The organism is Clostridium psychrophilum (assembly GCF_018861705.1).
In the GTDB taxonomy this organism is placed as follows: Bacteria; Bacillota; Clostridia; order Clostridiales; family Clostridiaceae; genus Clostridium_AD; species Clostridium_AD psychrophilum.
This window is the reverse complement of record NZ_JAHLEC010000001.1, coordinates 1-24335: the sequence shown is the minus strand read 5'-3', so window position 1 is coordinate 24335 and position 24335 is coordinate 1. Positions and strand designations below refer to the sequence as shown.

The following is a 24335-nucleotide window of genomic DNA, read 5'->3' as shown; positions in this document are numbered from 1 at the left end:
CGGGGGTGTACACATGCATAGTTTTTTGGTGGTTTTACAGGTTATAACTTCAATTATTATACTTGTCTCAGTTATGATGCAACCTAGTAAGACGGACGGATTGAGTGGTCTTATAGGAGGAACTTCTGAAACTTTTTTTGCTAAAAATAAAACAAAAACTGCAGAAGCAATGTTGGCACGAGTTACAGCGATTTCAGCAATTTGTTTTGCAATAATAACGCTACTGTTAAACACAGTTAAATAATATATTTAGCCATGTTATAATATTAAGAGCATTCAAATAAATATTTTAAGTTTCACAGCAGTTTATTTAGTACAAATTGATAAACTGCATTTTTCTATATATTTTTTAATTTTAAATAGTATATGATTATTAGAGGTGAAAAGGAATGAGCGAGTACAGTTCTAAATTAAAAAGCAAGGATATGGATTTTCTATTCGAGGGTGTTTTAAGTTTAAAAACAAAGGAAGAGTGTTATAGATTTTTTGAGGACATATCTACTATAAATGAAATTAAGGCATTTGAGCAAAGACTTCAAGTAGCAAAAATGTTATCAGATAAAAGAACATATTTGGATATATCAGGCACAACAGGGGCAAGTACCGCGACTATAAGTAGAATAAACAGAGCATTAAATTATGGTAGTGATGGATATAAACTTATATTAGATCGTTTGAAATTAAAGAAATAAGTCTGCATGCTTGATGTGTGTTATAGATGTACATATAGAGGACGGTTAATTTATATTTACTCAATTAAACTAATGATAAAAGAGTGAATATATATTAACCGTCTATATTTTTAAAATCAATTAAGTTTTTGTGTTGTGTGATATAATTAAAGGTATGCTTATGCCTTAAAGATAAATAGTAATAATGATATATGCATCTAACGTAATACTAGAGAATTTAGTATTAATATAATATATAAGGAGTGGTTTCATGGATTTAGAAAATTTGCTAAACAAAGAGCAGTGCGAGGCTGCGATAACAGTTGATGGGCCTTTATTAATACTCGCTGGCGCAGGTTCTGGAAAGACTAGGGTATTAACTTATAGAATTGCACATATGATAGAAGATTTATCTATATATCCATCTCAAATTTTAGCTATAACTTTTACTAATAAAGCAGCTGGCGAAATGAAGGACAGAGTGCGTGCGCTTGTAGGAAAAGTAGCTGATAATATGTGGATTTCTACCTTTCATTCAAGTTGTGTTAGAATCTTAAGAAGGGAGATAGACAAGCTAGGATATAATAAAAATTTTACTATATATGATAGCTATGATCAAAAAAGTTTGATTAAGCAATGCATGAAACAACTTGATATAAATGATAAAGATTTGACGGATTCAGAAATCTTAAATAAAATATCTAATGCTAAAAATGAACTTATTTCTCCTGATAAATACAAGAAAGAGAATGAAAGCGATTATAGAATGAATAAAATTGCTGATGTATATCTTCTTTATCAAAAAAAACTTAAGGGGAATAATGCATTAGATTTTGATGATCTGATTTTTAAAGCTGTTGATTTGCTTAAAAATAATAAAGATATTTTGGAATTTTATCATTCAAAATTCAAATATATTATGGTAGATGAGTATCAAGATACAAATAAAGCACAGTATGAGCTCATAAAGCTTTTGGTAGACGAGAGGAAAAATATATGTGTAGTTGGGGACGATGACCAATGTATTTATGCTTGGAGAGGTGCAGATGTTACAAATATTTTAGATTTTGAAAAAGACTATCCAAAAGCAAAGGTTGTAAAACTTGAGCAAAACTATAGGTCTAAAGGAAATATACTTATGGCAGCAAATGAAGTCATAAAAAATAATTCCCAAAGAAAAGATAAACATCTAAGGACTGAAAAAGATTTTGGAGAAAAAATAGACTTGTATAGAGCATTTACAGATAGAGATGAGGCAAATTTTGTATCAAACCAAATTAAAACATTAATGGCGGCTGATAAAGGCTACAAATATAAAGACTTTGCAATTTTATATAGGATGAATTCTCAATCACGTATTTTTGAGGAAAGTTTTAGAAAACATTTAATCCCATATAGGATAGTTGGAGGATTAAAATTTTATGATAGAAAAGAAATAAAGGATATAATGGCTTACTTAAAGCTTATTAATAATCCACTTGATGATATAGCTTTAAAAAGAATTATAAATGTACCTAAAAGAAATATAGGCGATGCTACTATTCAAAAAATTCAAGAATTTGCGAATGGAATAGACCAATGTTTATATAGTGCCACTTTGGATGTGGAATTTATACCTACATTGACTACTAGAAATAAGTCATCTATAAGCAAGTTTGTAAGTCTTATGAATAATTTTATGGCTAAAAATGAAGAGGTTTCTGTGTCCGCTTTAATTAAGACTATAATAGAGGATACAGGATATTTAAAACAATTAGAAAATTCTAAGGAACCAGAGGATGAGAGCAGGGTTGAAAACATAAAAGAATTAGTATCAGATGCTGTAGAATTCGAAAGAACTTCTGAAGATAAATCACTTTTAACATTTTTAGAAGGAGTAAGTTTAGGATCGAGTACAGATAATCCTGATGAGGATGTAGATACTGTAGGCATGATGACGGTACATAGTGCGAAAGGGTTAGAATTCCCAGTAGTATTTATGGTTGGAATGGAGAATGGTATATTCCCAGGTATGTCATCATTAAACAATCCTACTGAAATGGAAGAATCAAGGAGACTATGTTATGTTGCTATAACTAGAGCGGAAGAAAAACTTTATATAACATCTGCAGAAAGCAGAATGGTGTTTGGAAGAAATGTTGGATACCAACCATCTGATTTTATCAGCGAAATTTCTCCGGATTTAAAAGAAATTATTGGAGGCGGTAAAAATAGGACTGTTCAGGTATTAAAGAGAAAAAATGGTAAGCGACCACCAAAATATAATTCTCATGGTCTTCTAAGTAAAACTGCACCACAAGATTATGTATCAGCTACTTCACAAGGAAGTAATTCACCTGGTCAGAATGCAAATATTGATGTTGCTATGCATAAACAAGCTACAGTAGGTAGAAAAGTTAGGCACAGCAAATTTGGGGTAGGTACCATAGTATCAACTTCAGATTCTGGCGGTGACACTATGGTTTCGATAGCATTCGATAACATGGGAATAAAAAAACTGATATTAGATAAAGCACCACTAGAAATATTATAAATTATATTAAAATATGACTAGTCATGATTACTTGTTATTTATATGTATGACAATTGTGACTTGTGCTTAGTGAAAGCTACTTGAGCATACTGAATGCTGCTTAGCATCATGAATGTTATTAAGGCATATTGGATAAAATAATTAGTGAAAGTGCTAGTCGTTTTATTTAAAATGCCTTAAGTTGCGTATTGACTTAATGGAAAAGTATGTAGGAATTAGTAAAGCTTCTTTAATATGTATGCGATTGGGTATCATGTGTTAGATAGTCCAGTAGTATCTGATAAGGGGTGTTTTTAAGTAAAGAAACATCTTAAGGGATAGGAGAATAAGGATATGATGAATGTAGAAGATAGAATTAATAGATGCAGAGATCTAATTAAGTATCATAGTGATAGATATTACAATCAAGATGATCCAGAAATATCTGATTATGAATATGACCAATTAATGCTTACTCTTAAAAAAATGGAAAAAGAACATCCAGAACTTGTTACTTTAGATTCACCAACTATAGTAGTAGGTGGAAGTGCTAAAAGAAAAGCAGGGGTATTGGTAAAACATAATGTGCCAATGCTCAGTTTGCAAGATGTATTTACAAAAGAAGACATCTATTCTTATGTAAATAGAATGATTGAAGAACTAGATGATCCAACATTTGTAGTTGAACATAAAATTGATGGCTTGTCAATGGGACTGCGTTATGTAGATGGCAAATTAACTGTAGCTGTAACTAGAGGTGACGGTATTATTCAAGGGGAGGATGTTACTGAAAATGCTAAAGTAATTAAGGATGTTATAAAGCAACTAAAAGATCCAATCCCTTATATTGAAATCCGTGGTGAAGTATACATGGCAACTGCTGCGTTTGACAAGGTTAATCAGCAACAAGAGATATTAGAGAAAAAGATATTTGCCAATCCTAGAAACTGTGCTGCAGGAACACTCAGACAATTAGATAGTAAAATAACAAAGGAAAGAGAATTATCTCTATTTATTTTTAATGTTCAAGATACCAAAGGAATTGAATTTAAAACACATACACAAAGTTATGAATGGTTAAAAAAACAAGGTGTAAAAGTTATTGAGAATTATGTAAAATGCAAAACGGCTGATGAAGTGTGGAATACTATCATAGCTATCGGGGAGCAAAGAGGAAACTTAGCATACGATATTGATGGAGTTGTTATTAAAATTGATAATTTGGAAGATAGAAAAAAGCTTGGAAATACTTCAAAAGTTCCCAAATGGGCGATAGCTTATAAATTTCCTCCAGAAGAAAAAGAAACAAAATTAATCGATATTGAAGTATCAGTGGGAAGAACAGGACGAATTACTCCTACAGCAATATTTGAGCCGATTCGTTTATGCGGAACATCTGTATCCAGAGCAATTCTTCACAACCAAGATTTTATCGATGATTTAGATATAAGGATTGGAGACATAATTGTTGTTTACAAGTCAGGAGAGATTATACCAAAAATTAAGTCTGTAGTGAAAGAAAAACGTATTGAGGGATTAAAGGAATTTAAAATCCCTGAAATATGCCCAGTTTGTGGAACACCTACAGTTCGCGTAAAAGATACTGCTGACATCAAATGTGTAAACCCTAATTGTTTGGCCCAATTAGAAAGACGTATCATTAATTTTGTTGGTAGGACGGCTATGGACATAAAAGGTTTTGGCAGCACATATGTTAAGGAACTTATTCGTTTAAAATACATCAAAGATATTGCGGATATATATTCCTTGTCTAATTACCGGAGCGAACTTATTGAGCAAGGTGTAATTGGAAAAGGAAGAAACACAGATAAGTTATTAGAAGCTATAGAAAAGTCAAAGGGTAATGAAGCACATCTGCTACTTACAGGACTTGGAATTCCGAATATTGGAAAGGTAGCAGCGAAAAGTATAATGAAACACTATAGATCTATTGAAGACTTACAAAATACGTCTTTAGAAGAGCTACAAGATGTTTCTGACATAGGTGAAATAAGTGGCTTATGTATATTGAAATTTTTTGAAGATGATAAAAATAAAGAAGTAATAAGAAGACTTAAAGATTATGGAGTTAATATGGCTGTAGAGGAAGTCAGTAAGGGCGATGATAAGTTCGATGGACTAACATTCGTTGTAACTGGAACATTAGCTACAATAGGCAGAAGTGAGGCCACAGAAATGATAGAAAGCCATGGTGGAAAGGTATCAGGCTCTGTTTCTAAAAAAACAAATTACGTTTTAGCGGGAGAGAATGCTGGAAGTAAGCTTATAAAAGCGGAGGAGCTAGGAATTACAGTTATATCTGAAGAAGAATTAGTAAATATGTTAAAATAAATAATAAACTTTAGCATACAACTTGTTTTTGCGTAAGCAACATTTTGCATTAGAGCATTCATTATATTGGAAAAGAAAAAGACGTCAAATGGCGTCTTTTTTTATGTTAAGATCCAATATTTCTTTCTCAGTGAATTTAGAAACATTTTGAATTCCTTGATTATTTTCTGAGGATTCATTATTTTCATGTATTGAAGATAAATTTGATGTATTTTGTATAAGTTGTTCCATTAAATAATTTTTGTATCTTAATTGATTGAATATTTTTATTAATAAAATAAAACCCCATATCCCAATAAACATAAAAACAAACATTGAGAGGATAGCAATTATTTGAACAGTTGTAGTTAACATGGACAATGCCTCCGATACTTTCTATACATATAAATTTTGTAAATATATAATTACATTATAACATAATAAAATTGTAAAAGTTAAGACATATTGTAAGTGAAAAACTTCTTAATATATTATTTTATATTTGATTATTTCGTTTGTTAAAAGTTAATACTCCTAATATGGAAGAATAAAATAAATTAGGATACTTACTCCTACTTATTTTTTTGTACCTAAGATGGAGGTAAATATGAAAAAGTTATTATGTATAACATTAATTTTTATTATGATGCTCGGTAACGGGTGTATTCAAAAAAAAGTAACGTCACCAACATCTAGAAAATATTTAGTGTATAATGTAGGAAAATTACCATCAGATTTACTGATGTTAGATAACAATGATGTTCGTGAAAAAGATCTATTATTAGCTCTCTTTGAAGGATTAGTAAGAGAAAATAAAGAAGGAAAAATTGTGCCGGCTATGGCTGAAAAATATTCGATTTCAAAAGACAAAATAGAATACACTTTTAAATTAAGAAAAAATCTACATTACAGTGATGGTACAGATATAAAAGCTACAGATTTTGTAAGACTTTTTCATGATATCTTATTGGAAAAGAAAAACGTTTTTGTAGATCAATTATATTGTATATTTGGTGCTAATGATTTTAGTTTAGGAAAAGTAGGGTTCGACAAAGTTGGAATTGTGGCAAAGGATGATTTAACATTGAAAATAAGACTAAATAGTCCAAATGATTACTTTATAAAAACTCTTAGCAACCCAATTTTTACCTTAAGAGAAAACAATATGGATATGAAAAACTGGAAAGATAGTTTCAATGAAATCAAGTATAGTGGCCCTTTTACTATAAAAGACATAAATAAAAAAGGGGAAATAACACTTGTAAAAAATCAAAAGTATTGGGGTGTTAGTAATATTGTTAGTAATGAAATGATATTTACATCCATTGATGATGAAGAGAAAGCTTTAGCGAATTTTGAAACAGCGGGGGAAAATGATACTTCAAAAATTGATGTATTAGTAAGTCCTCCAGTAAGTGAAGTAAGTTCACTTAGCAAGGAAAAGGAAACCGAAATTAAACCAACACAAAGTATGTATTATCTGAATTTTAATATTAAAAATAAACAATCAATAGATGTAAGTTTTAGAAATGCAATTGCTTCAATAATAGATCGGGATTTAATTATCGAAACTGTATCAGAAGATATGGCGGTACCAACAATGAATTATACACCATTTACTAGTTCTAATGATGATAATGGTAAGCTGATATTTAATGCATACAAAAATAAAATTAAGGGTTTAGAATATTTGAAAAAAAGTAATTATGTAAAAGATCAAAGTTTAAATATGGTATATGAGAATGAAAATTTTGATACTAAGATAAGCAATGAAATAGCTAAAAGTATTAAAGAATATTTAGGCGTAAATGTAGTTTGCACTGGATATACAGAAGATGAGTTTAATAAAATAATTTCAAAAGGAAATTATGACGTAGCATTTCAAAAAAATGATGAAGAATACGGAGATAATTATAAATTTTTTTCGAAATGGACAACAAATTCAAAAGATAATCTTTATGGGTATAAGAGTGAAAATTATGATAAAATTATAGCTAAAGCATTGAAGGAGAGTAATAATAAAAATAAAATAACAATATATAATCAGGCGCAGAAAATACTTGCAGAGGATTTGCCATGTATTCCTGTGTACATTGCTAATACAGTCATTTGTAAAAAACAAAATGTAAAAGATATATACACTACTAAAAGTGGAAACCTAATTTTTAATTATGCTTATAAAGATAATAATATGGTTGTAAAATAAAAATTTCTCTTAAACTATGATATAACAAAAGAATATATTTTTAGAAATACTTTCACTTTGCTTAGAAATTTTAACATCTATTTTATAAACAGATGCTAGAACCATCTGGTGAGGTGAAAATATTTTGAGTATTATATACTTTTAGTTATAGCATAACAAAAGAGAAAAATTCAAATCATGTATTATTTTTGATTGCGAAAGAATGTAGCTATGAAAAATATAAACATGTTTTTGCTACTATCAAAAGATGATTTACTTTGCTTAAAGCTTTCTTTTCGTTTATTGTATACTACACTTTTAATAAATACAGAAGCTAACTCATTGTTATCAGGGGTTGGTACTTCTGGCATTCTAAAATCATTGTCTTGTAATAAATCTTCTGTTTTTAGTGAGAAATCTCTATAATGTTCTGTGTCATCGAGTGATGGAGAATCAGGCCAACTTAAGATTATTCCGGAGTCTAAAATTTGATTTTTAAAAATATCTTGTAACATTGGTGAATTATCTTCCAAATTATTGAAATCGGAATATAACATTAGGCCATACATATATAGTATGAGTTCATCAGAAGTATAATTTATTTCCTTTTCGGAACTTTCTTTTACTAAGACACCTTTTTCACTATCATATAATTTTAAAAGCTTTTCATGTAAATCGTCGCTAGTATCTTTAAATTTAAGCATGGAACTATTATTATACATAAGCATGCAATTTATAAAAAGAATACAGCAATGGTCTAATTTAGCATTAATAATTAAAGTTGGTTTAGTATTATATTGTTCGACAAGCAAATCTAAAAAATCTAACAATAAGGTTTCGCATTTTTCAAGGCCTGAGTATTTATAAAAAATATTTAGAGCTAAGCATATCTTGTTAAGTTCTTCAAAAGAAACATTGTAAATTTCTTCTTTATATTGAGTAAACATGTTTAAAATATCTAGTGAAAATTTTTCGTATTCATGTTCATTTTTGCCTGTATCATAAGAAGAATATTTAAAGTAAGCAGCCATCATAAAAGCTTGATCAGAAAATTTGAATTTATTGTTCTTATTTTCAAAAGTAAATTCTTTTTGCATAGGGTCAGTTAAATCTTTTTTGTCTACAAATAACCCATCTTTATTACGAAAATATGAAGCATAGAACTCTAATTGTTCTTTGCATAAATTAAGATAAAGAGAGCTTAGAGCATATTTATTATCATCAATATTTTTAAAGCTACTATAATAATCTACTAATTCTAATAATGATAAAGTCATAAATGCATTGCCGTTAATAGTAATTTCTTTTTTTAACTTGCTTTCATTCCAACTTAATGCGCCTTCTTTCAACTTTAATTTTGCATCTGCTTTTTTGTAAATACACAAAAGTGGAGAATTTAATTTAATTGTGTTAATATCAATCTTAGAAAGACTTTTAGATTTTAAATCATGTGCAGGAATATATACTCCACACTTGGACTCAAAAACTATATTCCTTAATGATTCTTTTGATAAGTAGAAAAATTGATTTTTTATGTTATTTTTGTTTAATGTATTGATCCTTAAAAAAGGTCCTAAAAAATTCAACATATCACCACCATATATTAGTCCTTATATAGATAATATGATTAGATTCAATAAAATGTGCTTGTTTTGTGAAAATAGGAATGAAGAATTTAAATAAAAATTGAAAAACTAAGTTGGAATGACTTAAAACAAATAATTCAGGTGCAAAACTTTGCGGTGATATTATTGGCATTAAATTATTATGTATAAAAGAAACTATGATTGTCATGAGCAATCATTTATATAGGGTAGAAGAGGTTCTAATTCAAGAAGAGATGCAGAGGGCTAAAGACTATGCAAATAGCATTAATGTTGTTAAGAAAGAACATAGAGCAGAAGAACTTGTAACAAATTCTATGTATGGAATAATTAAAGGTGTACGAACTATTATAATAGGCAAGATAACGGAGGCTAAGGAGATATTAGCAGTAAATAAAATTGAAAAAGATGTTTTACCACCTACTAGAGATGAATTATTTAGTATATAATACTAGTTAAATTAACAGAAATGAAGTAACAATAATTAATTATTATTTACTAAAACAGATGTGAGGAGGATAATTATGAAAAAAATAATAATTGCTAGCAATAATGAACATAAGATTATAGAAATAAAGGAAATTCTATCACAATTTCCTTTTGAAGTAGTATCATTAAAGGACGCGAATATTAATATTGATGTAGAAGAAACAGGAAGTACATTCATGGATAATGCATACCTAAAAGCTAATGAAATTTATAAAATAGCTGACGGAAACATGGTACTTGCCGATGATTCAGGTTTATCAGTGGAATCGCTAAATGGAGCACCAGGTGTTTTCTCAGCTAGGTTTGCGGGTGTTCATGGGGATACTAAAGCAAATAATGAAAAATTGTTGTATCTTCTAGGTGGTGCAAAAGATGAACAAAGGAAAGCTAAATTTGTTTGCGCTATGGTTCTTATAGTTGATGAGGATAATGTAATAAAGGTTCAAGGTGAAGTTTGTGGGACAATTACATCAGAATTTAGAGGTGATGAAGGATTTGGGTATGATCCTTTGTTTTTCATTAAAGAATATAATAAAACCTTTGCACAAATGAGCAAGCAAGAAAAAAATGCTATAAGCCATAGAGGAAGAGCATTAAATAAATTAAAAGATGAACTTAAAAAATTAATGTAGAATATATTATTAGGCATCTAAGAAAAATGATGCCTTGCATTTTATTAATGAAGAGGGTGATTTATTATGCGTATAGGTGTAATAAGCGATACACATAGGATTGTAAGTAGCATAAAAAGGTTAGAGAATGAAGTGAGTGGAGTAGATGTGTTAATTCACTTAGGCGATAATGTAGATGACATATTAATAATACAAAAGTTTTACAAGGGGAAAATAATTAATGTAAAAGGTAATTGTGATTTTTCTACAATAGTGCCTAATGATAGGGTAGAAGAAGTTAGTGGAAAAAGGATTTTTGTAACTCATGGACATAGATATGGCGTAAAAGAAAATTTGACTAAATTACGATACAAGGCTTTAGAAACAGGTGCTGACATAGTTTTATATGGGCATACACATATTGCAAAAATAGATTTTTTAGAGGGTATATGGTATATAAATCCAGGCAGTGCATCGCTTCCAAGAGATGGGGCTCGGAGCTATGCTATTATAAGCATAGAGAAAGAGAGCATAGAACCAAATATAATAAGGTTTTAGCAAAGTTTAAAAAAAGTATTGACGTATTAATGTATATGGTGTAAAATAATCCATGTTGTCAGAAAATAATCATTGAATTTGAATATTTATGAGGACAAAGTTGATTTAGGGCATTAAATGTATTTTTGTGGGCATTTAATGAATATCGGGGTGTAGCGCAGCTGGGAGCGCGCGTGGTTTGGGACCATGAGGTCGCAGGTTCAATCCCTGTCACCCCGACCACTTAAATTAATATGCGGGTATAACTCAGTGGTAGAGTGTTAGCCTTCCAAGCTAATTATGAGGGTTCGATTCCCTCTACCCGCTCCAAATATATTAATGCTTAATAAATCATTAATATTTATGCGTCTTTAGCTCAGTTGGATAGAGCAACGCCCTTCTAAGGCGTGGGCCGGGGGTTCGAATCCCTTAAGACGCACCATACGGTGGACGTAGTTCAGTTGGTAGAGCGCCAGTTTGTGGTACTGGTTGTCGTGGGTTCGAGCCCCATCGTCCACCCCATTTACATTGGGATATCGCCAAGCGGTAAGGCACCACACTTTGACTGTGGCATTCGTAGGTTCAAATCCTGCTATCCCAGCCATTATGGTTTACTAGCTCAGTTGGTAGAGCACATGACTTTTAATCATGGTGTCCGGAGTTCGATTCTCCGGTAAGCCACCAAAATAGTAATAATATGCAGGTGTGGCGGAATTGGCAGACGCACAAGACTTAGGATCTTGCGCCTTCGGGTGTATGGGTTCAACTCCCTTCACCTGCACCAATTACTATTTATAATAATTAACATATGCGGAAGTAGCTCAGCGGTAGAGTGCCACCTTGCCAAGGTGGACGTCGCGAGTTCGAATCTCGTCTTCCGCTCCAGAAACTTGCGTCTTTAGCTCAGTTGGATAGAGCAACGCCCTTCTAAGGCGTGGGCCGGGGGTTCGAATCCCTTAAGACGCACCAAATATGCGTCATTAGCTCAGTTGGTAGAGCACCTGACTCTTAATCAGGGTGTCCGGGGTTCAAGACCCCGATGTCGCACCATTTTAATATATGCCGGGGTGTAGCGCAGCTGGGAGCGCGCGTGGTTTGGGACCATGAGGTCGCAGGTTCAATCCCTGTCACCCCGACCATTTAAATTGATATGCGGGTATAACTCAGTGGTAGAGTGTTAGCCTTCCAAGCTAATTATGAGGGTTCGATTCCCTCTACCCGCTCCAAACATTTTAATAGATATATTAAATCATTTATGCGTCTTTAGCTCAGTTGGATAGAGCAACGCCCTTCTAAGGCGTGGGCCGGGGGTTCGAATCCCTTAAGACGCACCATATGGTGGACGTAGTTCAGTTGGTAGAGCGCCAGTTTGTGGTACTGGTTGTCGTGGGTTCGAGCCCCATCGTCCACCCCATTATAAGTTTGAATTTAGATAAAAAAGGTAATAAATTAGAATCTGAACTTTATATATTTTGATAATTTAAAATTTTTCATATGGTGGACGTAGTTCAGTTGGTAGAGCGCCAGTTTGTGGTACTGGTTGTCGTGGGTTCGAGCCCCATCGTCCACCCCATTAAAGAATTTGATGTTATAAAAGTAAGGCATTGGACTCTTTAATTATTTAATCTTATATTTGACTTATAATGTTACAATAATATGGTTTACTAGCTCAGTTGGTAGAGCACATGACTTTTAATCATGGTGTCCGGAGTTCGATTCTCCGGTAAGCCACCAAAATAGTAATAATATGCAGGTGTGGCGGAATTGGCAGACGCACAAGACTTAGGATCTTGCGCCTTCGGGTGTATGGGTTCAACTCCCTTCACCTGCACCAATTACTATTTGTAACAATTAGCATATGCGGAAGTAGCTCAGCGGTAGAGTGCCACCTTGCCAAGGTGGACGTCGCGAGTTCGAATCTCGTCTTCCGCTCCAGAAATTTGCGGGTATAACTCAATGGTAGAGTGTTAGCCTTCCAAGCTAATTACGAGGGTTCGATTCCCTCTACCCGCTCCAATAAAAAGTCTTTAGTATTTATACTAAAGACTTTTTAAAAATTGTTTTAATATGCGCCCATAGCTCAGATGGATAGAGTTGCAGACTTCGAATCTGAAGGTCGTGGGTTCGACTCCCTCTGGGCGCACCATAAACAAAAATATAGCAAGCTTTACAGAAATGTAAAACTTGCTATATTTTTGTTATATCGCACTTTTCTAATGTTAGAAAAAAATAAAATATTGATGCAAAAGCCATAAAGTTCACATAATTATTTGATTATATTTCTATAATTGCCTGTTATTATAAATATATAGGAAGTTAAAACATTTATAAGTATAAAAATTAACATCCTATCGATTTTAAATGACTATTAGCATATTTTTAATAAACAATTTATAAAAAATAAAAACTAATAGGTGGTGTCAAAATGAAAAAGACTAAAAAAATTACATCAATATTAATGGCTGCTACTATTACTATGGGGATGCTTGTTGGATGTGGTTCAAAAACAACTGCTGCGTCTACAACAACATCGACTACTACGCCAAAAGCAAGTACTAATAAAGGCGATTCAACTGCGATGAAAACAACCTACACAAATGTTCTTAAAGCATTAGTTGTTGCTAAAACTATAACACAAGTTCAATCTGATAAAGTGCTAGCAGTGCTTGTAAAAGCTACACCACCAGGTGGCGGATCACAAGCGGATGGTAAAAAACCAAGTGGAACGCCTCCAACGGATAATCAAAAACCAAGTGGCTCAGTTCCAACAGGCAAATCAGATTCTAAAAATGCCAAATTAAGTGTTTTAGTTACTAGTAAAGTAATTACTAAAGCTCAAGCTACTACAATAAATAAAAATCTTCAGGCAGCTATGAAGAGTTCACAGAGTACTAAAACAAATTAAAAGTTGAAAACATAATTTTAAAAGTATTAAGGCGGCAATAATATAAAATTTATTGTTGCCTTAATACTTTTGTAAAACATTTATACTAAGATATAAATAATTTGAATGATTTGGAGGAATGCTCACTAGTTTGTAGAATATAGAAGATATATTGGGTTACATAAGGCTTACATAATGAATATGGCTTACATAATGAATAAAGCAAGTTTTTAATATCAATTACAATTGTGTTGACATGAATTAAAATATATAGTAATATAATAAAAGAATAAATAAAAAATCACCTTTAATTTGGCCCGAGAGACTGAGAAGGAAGTAGATGTTTAAAGTGTTATTGCTACGCCTTCTCGTAATAGAGATGGCGTTTTTTGTGTATAAAATAAATTTAATATTAAAAGTACTGTAGTACCTTTAAATTTAGTCCGGAGAGGCTGAGAAGGAGAGGATATAATAATGTTAAAAGGAAGAAATTTGGTTGACCCAATGGATTTATCATTACAAGAACTTGAGGAAATTTTTAATTATGCAGATGAGATAATTAAGGAACCTAAAAAATTTTCCCATATATGTGATGGATTAATTTTAGCAACATTATTTTATGAACCAAGTACACGAACAAGATTAAGTTTTGAAGCAGCAATGTTAAGACTTGGAGGTCAGGTATTAGGATTTTCTGAGGCGGCATCTAGTTCGGCTTCAAAGGGAGAAAGTATAGCTGATACTATAAGAACAGTAGAATGTTATGCAGATATTGCAGCAATTAGGCATCCAAAAGAGGGAGCAGCTAAGGTTGCCGCTATGAACTCTAAAATGCCAGTAATAAATGCAGGCGATGGTGGTCATCAACATCCAACTCAAACTCTTACTGATCTTTTGACTATAAGAAATATTAAAGGAACATTGTCAAACTTAACTATAGGGTTTTGTGGCGATTTAAAGTTTGGTAGAACAGTGCATTCATTAATTAAAGCCATGTCAAGATATGAAAATATAAAGTTTGTACTTATTGCACCAAACGAATTAAAAATTCCTAAATATATTAAAGAAGAAGTGCTTGAGAAAAATAATATAGAGTTTTGTGAAGTCCAAAAATTAGAAGAGGTTATTGGAGAACTTGATATTTTGTATATGACTAGAGTTCAAAAAGAAAGATTTTTTAATGAGGAAGATTATATAAGACTTAAAGATATTTATATATTAAACAAAGAAAAAATGTTAAAAGCTAAGAAAGACATGATAATTCTTCACCCACTACCTAGAGTTAATGAAATAGCTGTAGAATTAGATACTGATCCAAGGGCGTGTTATTTTAGACAAGCAAAATTTGGAATGTATGCAAGAATGGCACTTATTGCTAAACTTTTGGGGGTAGATAAATAATGGTAAGCATAAATAGTATAAAAAAAGGAATAGTAATAGATCATATCAAAGCAGGTGTAGGGCTTAAAATATTCAATTATTTAGGACTTGATAATGCGGACTTTACAGTGGCACTTATTATGAATGCACCTAGTGGTAAACTTGGACATAAAGATATAATTAAGATAGAAAATGAAATAAATATAGATTTTACAGTTTTAGGTTTTATAGATCCTAACATAACAATAGATATAATAACTGGAGAAAAAATTATAAGTAAAATTAAATTGAAATTGCCAGAAAAGATTGAGAATGTTATAAAATGCGTAAATCCAAGATGTATTACATCTACAGAACAAGAGATTAAACATAGTTTTTATTTGTCTAATAGAGAAAAGGGCGAATATAGATGTATGTACTGTGATGAGATTAATAACCCAAATAATATATCATAATAAATCCCATAACTAAATTATAGTAGTAGATATTAATTGAGTGTGAAAGGATGGTAAATTAATGGAATTATTAATAAAAAATGCTAGAGTAATTGATTCATCCCAGGATTTTATTGGTGATGTTTATATAAAAAAAGGTATAATATATGAAATAGGAAAAAATTTAAAAAAAGACTGTGAGGTAATAGACGGAGAGGGGTATGTTTTAGCACCTTCTTTTGTAGATCTTCACAGTCATTTTAGAGAACCGGGATATACATATAAGGAAGACTTGTTATCAGGGAGCAGGGCAGCAGTTCGTGGTGGCTATACTGCAGTAAATCTAATGGCAAATACAAAACCAGTATGCAGTTCAATGATCATAATAGATAAGGTACTTAAAAAATGTGAGGAAATTGGATTAGTAGACGTTCATCAATGTGCATCTATTACTCAGGATCTTCTAGGAATGTCTATTGAGCATTTATGGCAACTAACCACTGCAGTAAGATTTATATCAGATGATGGTAAGGGTGTTTCTGATAGCCGTATAATGTTAAAAGCTATGGTTGCAGCCAAAGAGAAGAATTTAACAATTATATCTCATGCTGAAAATGAAGAATTAGTAGAGATTGATACAAGACTTGCTGAGAATATGATGACATGGAGAGATGTAACCCTTTCGAAATTTACAGGTTGCAGACTTCACTTAGCTCATGTTAGTACAAAAGAGGCAATGGATTATGTTATAAAGGGAAAACAGCAGGGGGGGCTTGTAACATGCGAAGTTACTCCTCATCATTTAGCATTAACAGAGGAAACAAAGTATAGAGTTAATCCACCTTTAAGAAAAGTTGGGGATGTAAATTTTTTAATAAAAGCCATAAAAGATGGTTTTGTGGATGTTATAGCTACTGACCACGCACCACATAGTGTTCAAGACAAAATAAATGGGTCTCCGGGAATATCGGGCCTAGAAACCTCATTTCCTGTATGTTACACTAAACTTATAGGAGAAGGGCATATTACTATAAACAAACTTTCTGAATTAATGTCAAAAAACCCAGCTAAAATAATGAAACTTAACAAGGGTGAAATTAAGATAGGTTTTGATGGAGATTTTGTATTATTAGATATTAAATCTAAGTATAAAATTGATGCATCTAAGTTTTTATCTAAAGGGGTTAATTCTCCATTTGATGGAAAGACTGTACAAGGTAAAGTAATATGCACCATCAAGGCTGGAAAAGTAATTTATAAAGCTAAAGATGGAACAAGCGAAGAGTGGATATGCAAATAAAACAAAAAAAGGTGTGATGATGATTGATTATAGATAGATTGTTTAAAAGTGTAGAAAAAAATGGTCACGTATGCGTAGGACTTGATACAGATTTGGGTTATTTACCTGTTGAATTTAGAAATAAATTTATGCATGATGAACATGCTTTACTTAGATTTAATCAAATGATTATTGATGCTACATATGATGTTTCAGCTTGTTATAAAGTTCAGATTGCATATTATGAAGCTCTTGGACTAAAAGGTTTAAAAGTATATAAAGATACTCTAAATTATATAAAAAATAAAGGATGTTTAGCAATAGCAGATATTAAAAGAGGGGACATTGCAAAAACTGCACAAATGTACGCTAAAGCTCATTTTGAAGGAGATTTTGAAAGTGATTTTATAACTGTCAATCCATATATGGGGATGGATAGTATAGAGCCATATCTTCCTTATATAAAAAACAATGAAAAAGGATTATTTTCACTTGTAAGAACTTCTAACAAAGGTGCAGAGGATATAGAGTATATAGAAAGCAAAGAAAACAAGAGGGTATATGATGTTGTTGGCGAGAAGTTATTAAAAATTGGTGAAGAATTTATTGGAGAATGTGGATATAGCTCCGTAGGTGGTGTTGTCGGTTGTACTCACATAGATGATGGAATAAAGATGAGAAAAGATCTTGAAAATATGTTTTTCTTGATACCAGGTTATGGGGCGCAAGGTGGAGCTGCGAAAGATGTAGCTATATATTTGAAAAATGGAAATGGTGGAGTGGTAAATGCTTCTAGAAGTATTCTACTTGCATATAAAAAGGTAGAGAATGGTGGAGCTCACTTTGATCAATTAGCTAGGAAAGAGACAATAAAAATGAGAGATGCAATAAGAAAAGCTACTATTGAATAATCTATAATCTATAATCTATAATAAAATATTGGAGGTGATTATTTTATGTTCTCAGTCGTGAATACATATGAAAATGTTTTGATAAGTGAAGGTGTGTATAAGCTTTCTATTAAGGGTAAATTTAACGTAAAGCCAGGTCAATTTTATATGTTAAAGGGTGGGGAAATGGAGCCACTATTACCAAGACCTATAAGTGTATATGATGTGGATGATGAGAAAATAAGCTTTTTATATCAGATAGTAGGTCAAGGCACAAAACATTTAAGTAAACTTTGCAAAAATGATAAGCTTCAGATAATGGGACCTTTAGGAAATGGATTTGATATAGAAAAAATTAAAGGCAAAATTGCTGTTGTATCTGGCGGAATCGGTATAGCACCACTTGTTTATTTGATTAAAAAGCTTACGAGTTGTGAAATAGATTTATATGCAGGTTTCAAAGCTGTGGATTATTCTGTGGATTCTGTGGAAAAATATGTAAATAAAATCAACTTATCCACAGAAAGTGGTAAAATTGGTCACAAAGGATACATAACTGATATAATAAATCCACAAAAATATGAAACTGTCATTTGTTGCGGACCAGAAATTATGATGAAAAAGGTTATTAGTATGTGCAATGATGCAAAAACACCAGTGTATGTTTCCATGGAAAGTCATATGGCATGCGGAATAGGAGCCTGTCTTGTATGTACTTGTAAAACAAAGGGTGGAAACAAGAGAACTTGCAAGGATGGCCCAGTGTTTAATGGAGAGGATTTGATATTTAATGACTAAAGTAGACTTATGTGGCGTAGCTTTAAAAAACCCTGTAATAGCTGCATCTGGAACATTCGGATTTGGTGAGGAATATAAAGAGTATTTTGATGTAGGAAGACTTGGAGGAATATCAGGTAAGGGACTTACTATAAATGAAAAACAAGGCAATGATGGAATAAGAGTGTATGAATCTCGTGGCGGGATGATTAACAGCGTAGGCCTTCAAAATCCAGGTATTGAAAAATTTATAAGTAAAGAACTTCCGATGATGCTTAAGTATAATACAGCTATTATTGCAAATGTTGGGGGTAGCACTGTCGATGAATATATGGCTGCAATAGAAAGGTTAAACAATGAGGATATAGATATACTTGAATTAAATATTTCTTGCCCTAATGTATTATGTGGAGGCATGGCATTTGGAATTAAATCTAAAGTAGCATATGATGTGGTACGTCAGGTTAAAAGCATTTGCAAGAAACCTCTTATGGTTAAGTTATCACCTAATGCGGAGGATATAGTTGACATGGCAAACAAATGTTGCGAAGCTGGAGCAGATGCATTATCTTTAGTAAACACATTTAAAGGAATGGCAGTAGATATACATAAACGTAAACCAATATTTAATAATATATATGCAGGGGTATCAGGACCAGCTATAAAACCTATGGCACTGAGAATGGTTCATGAAGTATGCAAGAACGTAAATATTCCAGTTGTAGGTATGGGTGGAATATCTTCTTTTGAGGATGCTATAGAATTTATAATGGTTGGAGCACAAGCGGTTGGAGTTGGAACTGCAAATTTTATAAAACCGGATGTTTGCATTGATATAATAGAGGGAATTGAAAATTATATGATTAAAGAAGGTATTAAAGATTTAAGTGAAATTAGAGGAATTATATAAGAAAACTTATGAGCCATGTACTTAAAATAGGAGGAGATTATATGAATATAAATGTTTTAGATATATTAAAAGAATCAGGAGCACTACTCGAGGGACATTTTCTATTATCCTCAGGAAGACACAGTAATAGATATTGCCAATGTGCAAAATTGCTTCAGTATCCGGATAAGGCTGCCAAGGTTCTTAGCATAGTAGCTGATAAAATTCATGACATAGATTTTGATCTTGTAGTAGGACCTGCTATGGGTGGAATAATAGTTGCTTATGAAGTTGGTAGACAAACAGGAAAACCTGCTATATTTACTGAAAGAGTAAACGGCACCTTCGAACTTAGGCGTGGATTTGAAATTAAAAAGGGACAAAAAGTTTTAATTACAGAGGATGTTGTTACTACTGGTAAATCTTCTTTAGAAACAATAGAAGTTTTAAAAAAACTTGGTGCCGAAGTTGTTGGTATATGTTGCATTGTTGATAGAGGAAGTAGTAGTCTAGATTACCCTATATACAGTGCTATAAAACTTGATATCGAAAGCTTTGATCCAACAAATTGCCCATTATGCAAAGAGGGAACACCTTACATAAAACCTGGAAGCAGAAATATAAAATAAGGTATCCCTTTTCTTCGCGAAGGCTATAACTAAAAGTATATATTGCTTAAATGCGCTCACGTTACCGTGTAATTCTAAAATTTGTTCGAACGCATTTTGCGTAATATATACTTTTGTTAGCATTCGAGAAGAAAAAAGTGATTAGTTCACTGAGAGAGTGGGAGTATCTTTCGAAAAATATGTGTGAAGGTAAGCTCCAAATGGAGGCTTACAATATTATAAATTAAAATTTATAAAATGGAGATACAAAAACATTTTGTATTTTTAGTATAGTAATTACCACATCTAATAATTGTACTCATTTTCTAAATATACTTTGTTTATTTAAGTTAAGTTGACTTGAGGTCAACTGAATAATCAAATCCTCGATTGCTGACACGCTTGCTATAGCACAAAGCATATACATCAATACATTTGTACGGACATAGGGGAGCATTAGTGGAAATATGAATAAAACTATGCCAGTGATTTTGTTTGCGTAAGTGTGAAGACTTGCAAATGTTCTGTATTTTTCCATGGCTGTAGCCATAGATGCAAATCTAACAATAGCTATTGAAATAACCCAGATTATGATTTTAGGTGAAGGATTTATTATGGGATAAAGTATAAATAATAATACACCTATCATTATCATGTCAGCTATGGAATCGAGCTTTGCACCAAGTGTGCTTGTTGTTAGTGTCTTTGTTGCGATAAATCCATCCAGAATATCACTGAGTCCACAAACAATATATATTACATAAAAGGTTAGGCATAATGGCTTAACCAAAATCAAAACTAGAGAAAAAAATATTCTACTAAACGATATATAATTTGGTATTGATTTCATATCATCACCTTTATTATAATTATACCATGCTTTAATTAAATTAGGTGTAAGGGAGATTTACAGTTTGGTAGAAATTATAGTTTTGTTAAATAATGCAGTTCTTATGATATAATTAATAAGCAAAATTTATTAAAGTTTTACAAATATGAGGTGAATTAATATGTTATCTTTAGTGATTATAGTATAGTTAGTAAATATTAATATAACTATAATCATTGGTAGTGATATAGACGTATTAGAGAGAATATTTAGTTGACAGATAAGGTGGTAAGTACCACCCCTATAATGCAATATTAATAAGCTATATATTACCATTGTATAAGTTATGCTATGTTGATAATATGTAACTATAGCTTGTTGGTCATATAAATAGTGTATAGGAGGTACTTATGAGATGGAATTAAGCATTTTTCAGAACAAAGGGAAAGACATGGTTATTTTATTAGATAATAAAATGAGAATAGTTAAACCTGTATATAATTACTTGAAATACAAAAGATTAAAAGATATGGCATTAAATACATTAAAGGCAAATGGAACAGATTTGAAGATATACTGGAATTTCTTGAATAAGAAAGGATATGAGTATAGCGAGATAACCCCTAATAATATAGGTGAATTTATAGAGTATCTTAGAGAGCCTAATGGCACAGATGATATAGTTAGTATTTATACTGAAAGTCAAAGAACAGCAAAAACTATAAATAGAATATTAAGTACAATATATAACTTCTATAAGTATTGTGGAATGATAAATGAAATTGATAATCCTATTATAATGGATGATATTAATAGACCGTTTAATATGTTCAAGAATCTTTTACATCATGCAAGAAGTGATAATAAGACTAAGCAATCAATATTTAAGGTTAAGGAAAGCAAAGAAACTTTTTACCTTGTCCAAGATGATGAAGCAGAGGCATTTTTAAATGCTCTTCCAACTCGGAGGGATAAATTAATATTTAAAATAATGTACTTTACAGGAGCAAGAGTTGGTGAAGTTTTAGACCTTCAAATTCAAGATATACCTTATCCAGATATGTCTAAAGAACTTGAAATATTAGAAAATATTAAATCAAAGGGGAAAAGAAGAAATTTATATATTCAAACGGCTTTGGTTCAAGAAATAGATACTTTCATAATGGAGGAAAGAAATAATATCGATACTGAGCATAGCTATATATTCGTAGCTCAACAAAAGCAAAATTTAGGGAAGCCATTAACTTATAGAGGAATCTACGAAGTGTTTAATACTGTAAAAAGAAAAACAAAAATATACTTTAATTTCCATGATTTAAGACATACATTTATAACTCATTTAGTTGAGAATGGTATAGATATAAGTGTTGTTATGATAATTGCAGGGCATGAGCATGTAACCACTACCCAAAAATATACTCATATATCTAAAAAATATCTTGAAGATAGTTTAGGTAGTTATTGGAAAAAGAGTGCTATGTTTAGAGGTGGAGCAAATGGCAATTAATATACCTAAAGGTGATGTATGGCAATTAATAGATAATGATAATAATTCACAACACTATAGAAGGAAGTTTAAGTTTGATTTTTCTTATATAGAAAGTGAAAGTATTAAGAATGTTTTTAAAGCCTATATTTGGAGAAATTACAGAGAAGTAAATAAAACATTGTATAGTCTTTATAACTATAATACTACTTTTAAAACATTTAACGTTTTTGCAATTATAAATAATATAAGTTATTTAAAGGATTTGGATAATAATCATATAGATATGTTTATATCTTATCTAAAAACTACTATTTCAAATAAGACCAATAAGCCTTTAGGATATGGGACTCAAAAAAAACATTTAGATATTTTAAAATCTATTATTTATTGGGGACAATTGTATATGCCCAATGAAGTTCCTAAAAAAGAAATTTTTACAGGTAATGAATATGTCGGAATAAATAGTAAACTTAAAATAGATTTTATTCCTGATGAAGTATTAAGTAAGATAAATATAGCGTTAAAAAATGAGAAAAATCCTTATATTAAATATGGAATAATCATTCTCGAATCAACAGGAATGAGAATTGGAGATATGCTTAAATTAACTACTGAGTGCGTGAAGCCACATTTAATTAGTGGTTATACATTAACTTGGTACGACCATAAAAGTAGAAAAGAAAGACAGCCAATGCCAATAACTAATGAATGTGCTATCGCAGTTCAAAAGTTAACTGAGTATTCTAAGAAATTAAGAGAACAGGGTGATGATAATATTAAAGATTATTTGTTTATAGCCAAAATAAAAAGTGCTAATACTATATCAAATAAAATTGGAGAAATTAATATAATCGCGCTTCAAACCTTTAAATGGTGGTTTCAAGGTTTCATTAAAAATAATGATATTAGAGATACCAACGGCGAATTATATAACCTTACATCCCACCAGTTCAGAAGAACACTTGCTACTGATATGTTATCTAAAGGAACTGATATAACGGTTATAAGAGATGTATTAGGACACTCATCATCTAACACAACAAAGCAAAGTTATGCTGATGTCAAGGATAAAGAAAGAGCCGAAGTTTTCAAAACTATAGGTATTATCGGTAATATCAACAAAGTTGACGAAACAGTTATAACTGATAATCAAGAACTTAAATGGTTTAATGAAAACAAAGATAATAAAGCGAGAATGGAAGACGGCTATTGTACTAAGCCTTGTTCTGATGGAAAAATTTGCAATAGGTTATTAAAAAGACAAAAATGTTATACCTGTGGCAGATATGTAACTACTCCAGAATATTTACAGGCTCATAAAAGCCATTTAGAAGAGTTAGAAAAACAATTAGAAGATAATATATATGGCGACCATTATGCAGAACATTTCATACCTACTATTGAAATTCTAAAAGAGATTATAGTAAGATTGGAGGAGTTATAAGATGGTAATGGAGAAGTTGCAACTACAAGTAATAACTAATGAAACTGATTATAGCAAGATAACCATTGGAAATTCTAAATTTACTGATGATATCTGGGATTTGTCACCTTTTATAAAGGCTAAAACAACTGTAGATAGTAAAAAGAAAATAAACTTTAATTATATAGAAAATGAAGATATTAAATTTACTGTTAAACTTTATACTTATCATAAATTAGGTCAGATTAAACCACAATCAGCGAGGGATAAAATCCAATCACATTTACCTACATTTGTTAAGTATTGCAATTTGAATAATATAATGATTAAGCCACAAAAAGCTATATTTTCTCCGGTAGGAGTTAAGCTATTTCAAATTTTAGGCTATGCCTCTTGAAAATATTGTAAATTAATATGAAAATTTCAATAAAAAACTCAACTAAGGCGGTAGCCGTGTTTTTAAGAAAGCTAATTAGTAACTTTTTAAAGTTATATGCTGCAACTTTGAATCCA

The 24335-nt window shown here is 31.3% G+C and carries 22 protein-coding genes and 20 tRNA genes; 39 read left to right on the top strand and 3 right to left on the bottom strand.

Features of this window, described 5'->3' with window-relative positions; genetic code table 11:
- Window positions 1-13: 13 nt before the first annotated feature.
- The 4 genes from secG (at window position 14) to ligA (ending at window position 5535) form a co-directional block, all read left to right on the top strand.
- A complete protein-coding gene (gene secG, locus KPL38_RS00210) occupies window positions 14-244 on the top strand; it encodes a preprotein translocase subunit SecG (RefSeq protein ID WP_216285333.1) in 231 nt (76 codons plus the stop codon).
- A gap of 145 nt (window positions 245-389) precedes the next feature.
- The gene (locus tag KPL38_RS00205) at window positions 390-692 is read left to right on the top strand and encodes a YerC/YecD family TrpR-related protein (RefSeq protein ID WP_216285331.1); all 303 of its coding nucleotides are present in this window, start codon (window positions 390-392) and stop codon (window positions 690-692) included.
- Window positions 693-942: 250 nt separating this feature from the next.
- Entirely contained in the window at window positions 943-3204 is a 2262-nt protein-coding gene (pcrA, locus tag KPL38_RS00200; protein ID WP_216285330.1) for a DNA helicase PcrA, read from the top strand.
- 336 nt (window positions 3205-3540) lie between these two features.
- A complete protein-coding gene (gene ligA / locus KPL38_RS00195) occupies window positions 3541-5535 on the top strand; it encodes an NAD-dependent DNA ligase LigA (protein WP_216285662.1) in 1995 nt (664 codons plus the stop codon).
- 84 nt (window positions 5536-5619) lie between these two features.
- On the opposite strand, the gene KPL38_RS00190 is transcribed toward ligA, so the two are convergent.
- A complete protein-coding gene (locus tag KPL38_RS00190) occupies window positions 5620-5889 on the bottom strand; it encodes a hypothetical protein (RefSeq protein WP_216285329.1) in 270 nt (89 codons plus the stop codon).
- 232 nt (window positions 5890-6121) lie between these two features.
- On the opposite strand from KPL38_RS00190, the gene KPL38_RS00185 reads away from it, so the two are divergent.
- Window positions 6122-7720: a peptide ABC transporter substrate-binding protein gene (locus KPL38_RS00185; RefSeq protein WP_216285328.1), complete on the top strand. Its 1599-nt coding sequence runs from the start codon at window positions 6122-6124 to the stop codon at window positions 7718-7720.
- A 182-nt stretch (window positions 7721-7902) separates the two neighbouring features.
- Here KPL38_RS00185 and KPL38_RS00180 read toward each other — a convergent pair whose 3' ends face one another.
- Window positions 7903-9288, bottom strand: a complete 1386-nt coding sequence (locus KPL38_RS00180; RefSeq protein WP_246577739.1) for a hypothetical protein — start codon at window positions 9286-9288, stop codon at window positions 7903-7905.
- Between the two features lie 203 nt (window positions 9289-9491).
- Here KPL38_RS00180 and KPL38_RS00175 point away from each other — a divergent pair, with 203 nt between their 5' ends.
- From KPL38_RS00175 to pyrE, 31 genes are all read left to right on the top strand, one after another.
- A complete protein-coding gene (locus KPL38_RS00175; protein WP_216285326.1) occupies window positions 9492-9752 on the top strand; it encodes a hypothetical protein in 261 nt (86 codons plus the stop codon).
- A gap of 75 nt (window positions 9753-9827) precedes the next feature.
- Window positions 9828-10424 carry an XTP/dITP diphosphatase gene (locus KPL38_RS00170; protein ID WP_216285325.1) on the top strand — a complete coding sequence of 199 codons (597 nt, stop codon included), beginning with the start codon at window positions 9828-9830 and terminating at the stop codon, window positions 10422-10424.
- Window positions 10425-10490: 66 nt separating this feature from the next.
- The gene (locus KPL38_RS00165; RefSeq protein ID WP_216285323.1) at window positions 10491-10961 is read left to right on the top strand and encodes a metallophosphoesterase; all 471 of its coding nucleotides are present in this window, start codon (window positions 10491-10493) and stop codon (window positions 10959-10961) included.
- Between the two features lie 146 nt (window positions 10962-11107).
- Window positions 11108-11183: transfer RNA gene (locus KPL38_RS00160), tRNA-Pro, on the top strand.
- Between the two features lie 13 nt (window positions 11184-11196).
- Window positions 11197-11270, top strand: a tRNA-Gly gene (locus KPL38_RS00155).
- Between the two features lie 35 nt (window positions 11271-11305).
- A tRNA-Arg gene (locus KPL38_RS00150) sits at window positions 11306-11382 on the top strand.
- Between the two features lie 4 nt (window positions 11383-11386).
- Window positions 11387-11462, top strand: a tRNA-His gene (locus tag KPL38_RS00145).
- A 7-nt stretch (window positions 11463-11469) separates the two neighbouring features.
- Window positions 11470-11544, top strand: a tRNA-Gln gene (locus tag KPL38_RS00140).
- 4 nt (window positions 11545-11548) lie between these two features.
- A tRNA-Lys gene (locus tag KPL38_RS00135) sits at window positions 11549-11624 on the top strand.
- A 15-nt stretch (window positions 11625-11639) separates the two neighbouring features.
- A tRNA-Leu gene (locus KPL38_RS00130) sits at window positions 11640-11724 on the top strand.
- A 26-nt stretch (window positions 11725-11750) separates the two neighbouring features.
- Window positions 11751-11825 (top strand) — tRNA-Gly (locus KPL38_RS00125).
- Between the two features lie 7 nt (window positions 11826-11832).
- Window positions 11833-11909 (top strand) — tRNA-Arg (locus KPL38_RS00120).
- A gap of 5 nt (window positions 11910-11914) precedes the next feature.
- Window positions 11915-11990: transfer RNA gene (locus KPL38_RS00115), tRNA-Lys, on the top strand.
- A gap of 13 nt (window positions 11991-12003) precedes the next feature.
- Window positions 12004-12079 (top strand) — tRNA-Pro (locus tag KPL38_RS00110).
- 13 nt (window positions 12080-12092) lie between these two features.
- Window positions 12093-12166: transfer RNA gene (locus KPL38_RS00105), tRNA-Gly, on the top strand.
- A 31-nt stretch (window positions 12167-12197) separates the two neighbouring features.
- Window positions 12198-12274, top strand: a tRNA-Arg gene (locus tag KPL38_RS00100).
- A gap of 4 nt (window positions 12275-12278) precedes the next feature.
- Window positions 12279-12354 (top strand) — tRNA-His (locus KPL38_RS00095).
- A gap of 83 nt (window positions 12355-12437) precedes the next feature.
- Window positions 12438-12513, top strand: a tRNA-His gene (locus KPL38_RS00090).
- Window positions 12514-12598: 85 nt separating this feature from the next.
- A tRNA-Lys gene (locus KPL38_RS00085) sits at window positions 12599-12674 on the top strand.
- Between the two features lie 15 nt (window positions 12675-12689).
- Window positions 12690-12774 (top strand) — tRNA-Leu (locus KPL38_RS00080).
- A 26-nt stretch (window positions 12775-12800) separates the two neighbouring features.
- Window positions 12801-12875, top strand: a tRNA-Gly gene (locus KPL38_RS00075).
- Between the two features lie 7 nt (window positions 12876-12882).
- A tRNA-Gly gene (locus tag KPL38_RS00070) sits at window positions 12883-12956 on the top strand.
- 53 nt (window positions 12957-13009) lie between these two features.
- A tRNA-Arg gene (locus KPL38_RS00065) sits at window positions 13010-13086 on the top strand.
- A 279-nt stretch (window positions 13087-13365) separates the two neighbouring features.
- Window positions 13366-13845, top strand: a complete 480-nt coding sequence (locus KPL38_RS00060) for a hypothetical protein (protein WP_216285322.1) — start codon at window positions 13366-13368, stop codon at window positions 13843-13845.
- 453 nt (window positions 13846-14298) lie between these two features.
- Window positions 14299-15225 carry an aspartate carbamoyltransferase gene (gene pyrB / locus KPL38_RS00055; RefSeq protein ID WP_216285321.1) on the top strand — a complete coding sequence of 309 codons (927 nt, stop codon included), beginning with the start codon at window positions 14299-14301 and terminating at the stop codon, window positions 15223-15225.
- Complete coding sequence (locus KPL38_RS00050) at window positions 15225-15659, top strand: aspartate carbamoyltransferase regulatory subunit (RefSeq protein ID WP_216285320.1); 435 nt, start codon at window positions 15225-15227, stop codon at window positions 15657-15659. Before pyrB ends, KPL38_RS00050 begins: the two co-directional genes overlap by 1 nt.
- 61 nt (window positions 15660-15720) lie before the next feature.
- Window positions 15721-16938, top strand: coding sequence for a dihydroorotase (locus KPL38_RS00045; RefSeq protein ID WP_216285318.1), 1218 nt, complete (start codon window positions 15721-15723; stop codon window positions 16936-16938).
- A 23-nt stretch (window positions 16939-16961) separates the two neighbouring features.
- Window positions 16962-17828, top strand: coding sequence for an orotidine-5'-phosphate decarboxylase (gene pyrF, locus KPL38_RS00040; RefSeq protein ID WP_216285310.1), 867 nt, complete (start codon window positions 16962-16964; stop codon window positions 17826-17828).
- Between the two features lie 45 nt (window positions 17829-17873).
- On the top strand, window positions 17874-18605 hold the full coding sequence (locus KPL38_RS00035) for a dihydroorotate dehydrogenase electron transfer subunit (protein WP_216285308.1): 732 nt from the start codon (window positions 17874-17876) through the stop codon (window positions 18603-18605).
- Window positions 18598-19494 (top strand): dihydroorotate dehydrogenase, encoded by an 897-nt coding sequence (locus KPL38_RS00030; RefSeq protein WP_216285306.1) that lies wholly within the window; start codon window positions 18598-18600, stop codon window positions 19492-19494. The genes KPL38_RS00035 and KPL38_RS00030 overlap by 8 nt, the downstream gene beginning before the upstream one ends.
- Before the next feature lie 41 nt (window positions 19495-19535).
- On the top strand, window positions 19536-20102 hold the full coding sequence (gene pyrE, locus KPL38_RS00025; protein ID WP_216285304.1) for an orotate phosphoribosyltransferase: 567 nt from the start codon (window positions 19536-19538) through the stop codon (window positions 20100-20102).
- A gap of 298 nt (window positions 20103-20400) precedes the next feature.
- Here the strand turns inward: pyrE and KPL38_RS00020 are convergent, their stop codons facing one another.
- Window positions 20401-20931, bottom strand: coding sequence for a CDP-alcohol phosphatidyltransferase family protein (locus KPL38_RS00020; protein WP_216285302.1), 531 nt, complete (start codon window positions 20929-20931; stop codon window positions 20401-20403).
- Window positions 20932-21325: 394 nt separating this feature from the next.
- Between KPL38_RS00020 and KPL38_RS00015 the strand changes: the two genes are divergently transcribed.
- The 3 genes from KPL38_RS00015 to KPL38_RS00005 are packed head-to-tail and all read left to right on the top strand — an operon-like array spanning window position 21326 to window position 24219.
- Window positions 21326-22417: a tyrosine-type recombinase/integrase gene (locus KPL38_RS00015; protein WP_216285300.1), complete on the top strand. Its 1092-nt coding sequence runs from the start codon at window positions 21326-21328 to the stop codon at window positions 22415-22417.
- The gene (locus tag KPL38_RS00010; RefSeq protein WP_216285299.1) at window positions 22407-23843 is read left to right on the top strand and encodes a tyrosine-type recombinase/integrase; all 1437 of its coding nucleotides are present in this window, start codon (window positions 22407-22409) and stop codon (window positions 23841-23843) included. Before KPL38_RS00015 ends, KPL38_RS00010 begins: the two co-directional genes overlap by 11 nt.
- Window position 23844: 1 nt before the next feature.
- The gene (locus tag KPL38_RS00005; protein WP_216285298.1) at window positions 23845-24219 is read left to right on the top strand and encodes a hypothetical protein; all 375 of its coding nucleotides are present in this window, start codon (window positions 23845-23847) and stop codon (window positions 24217-24219) included.
- Window positions 24220-24335: the final 116 nt, after the last annotated feature.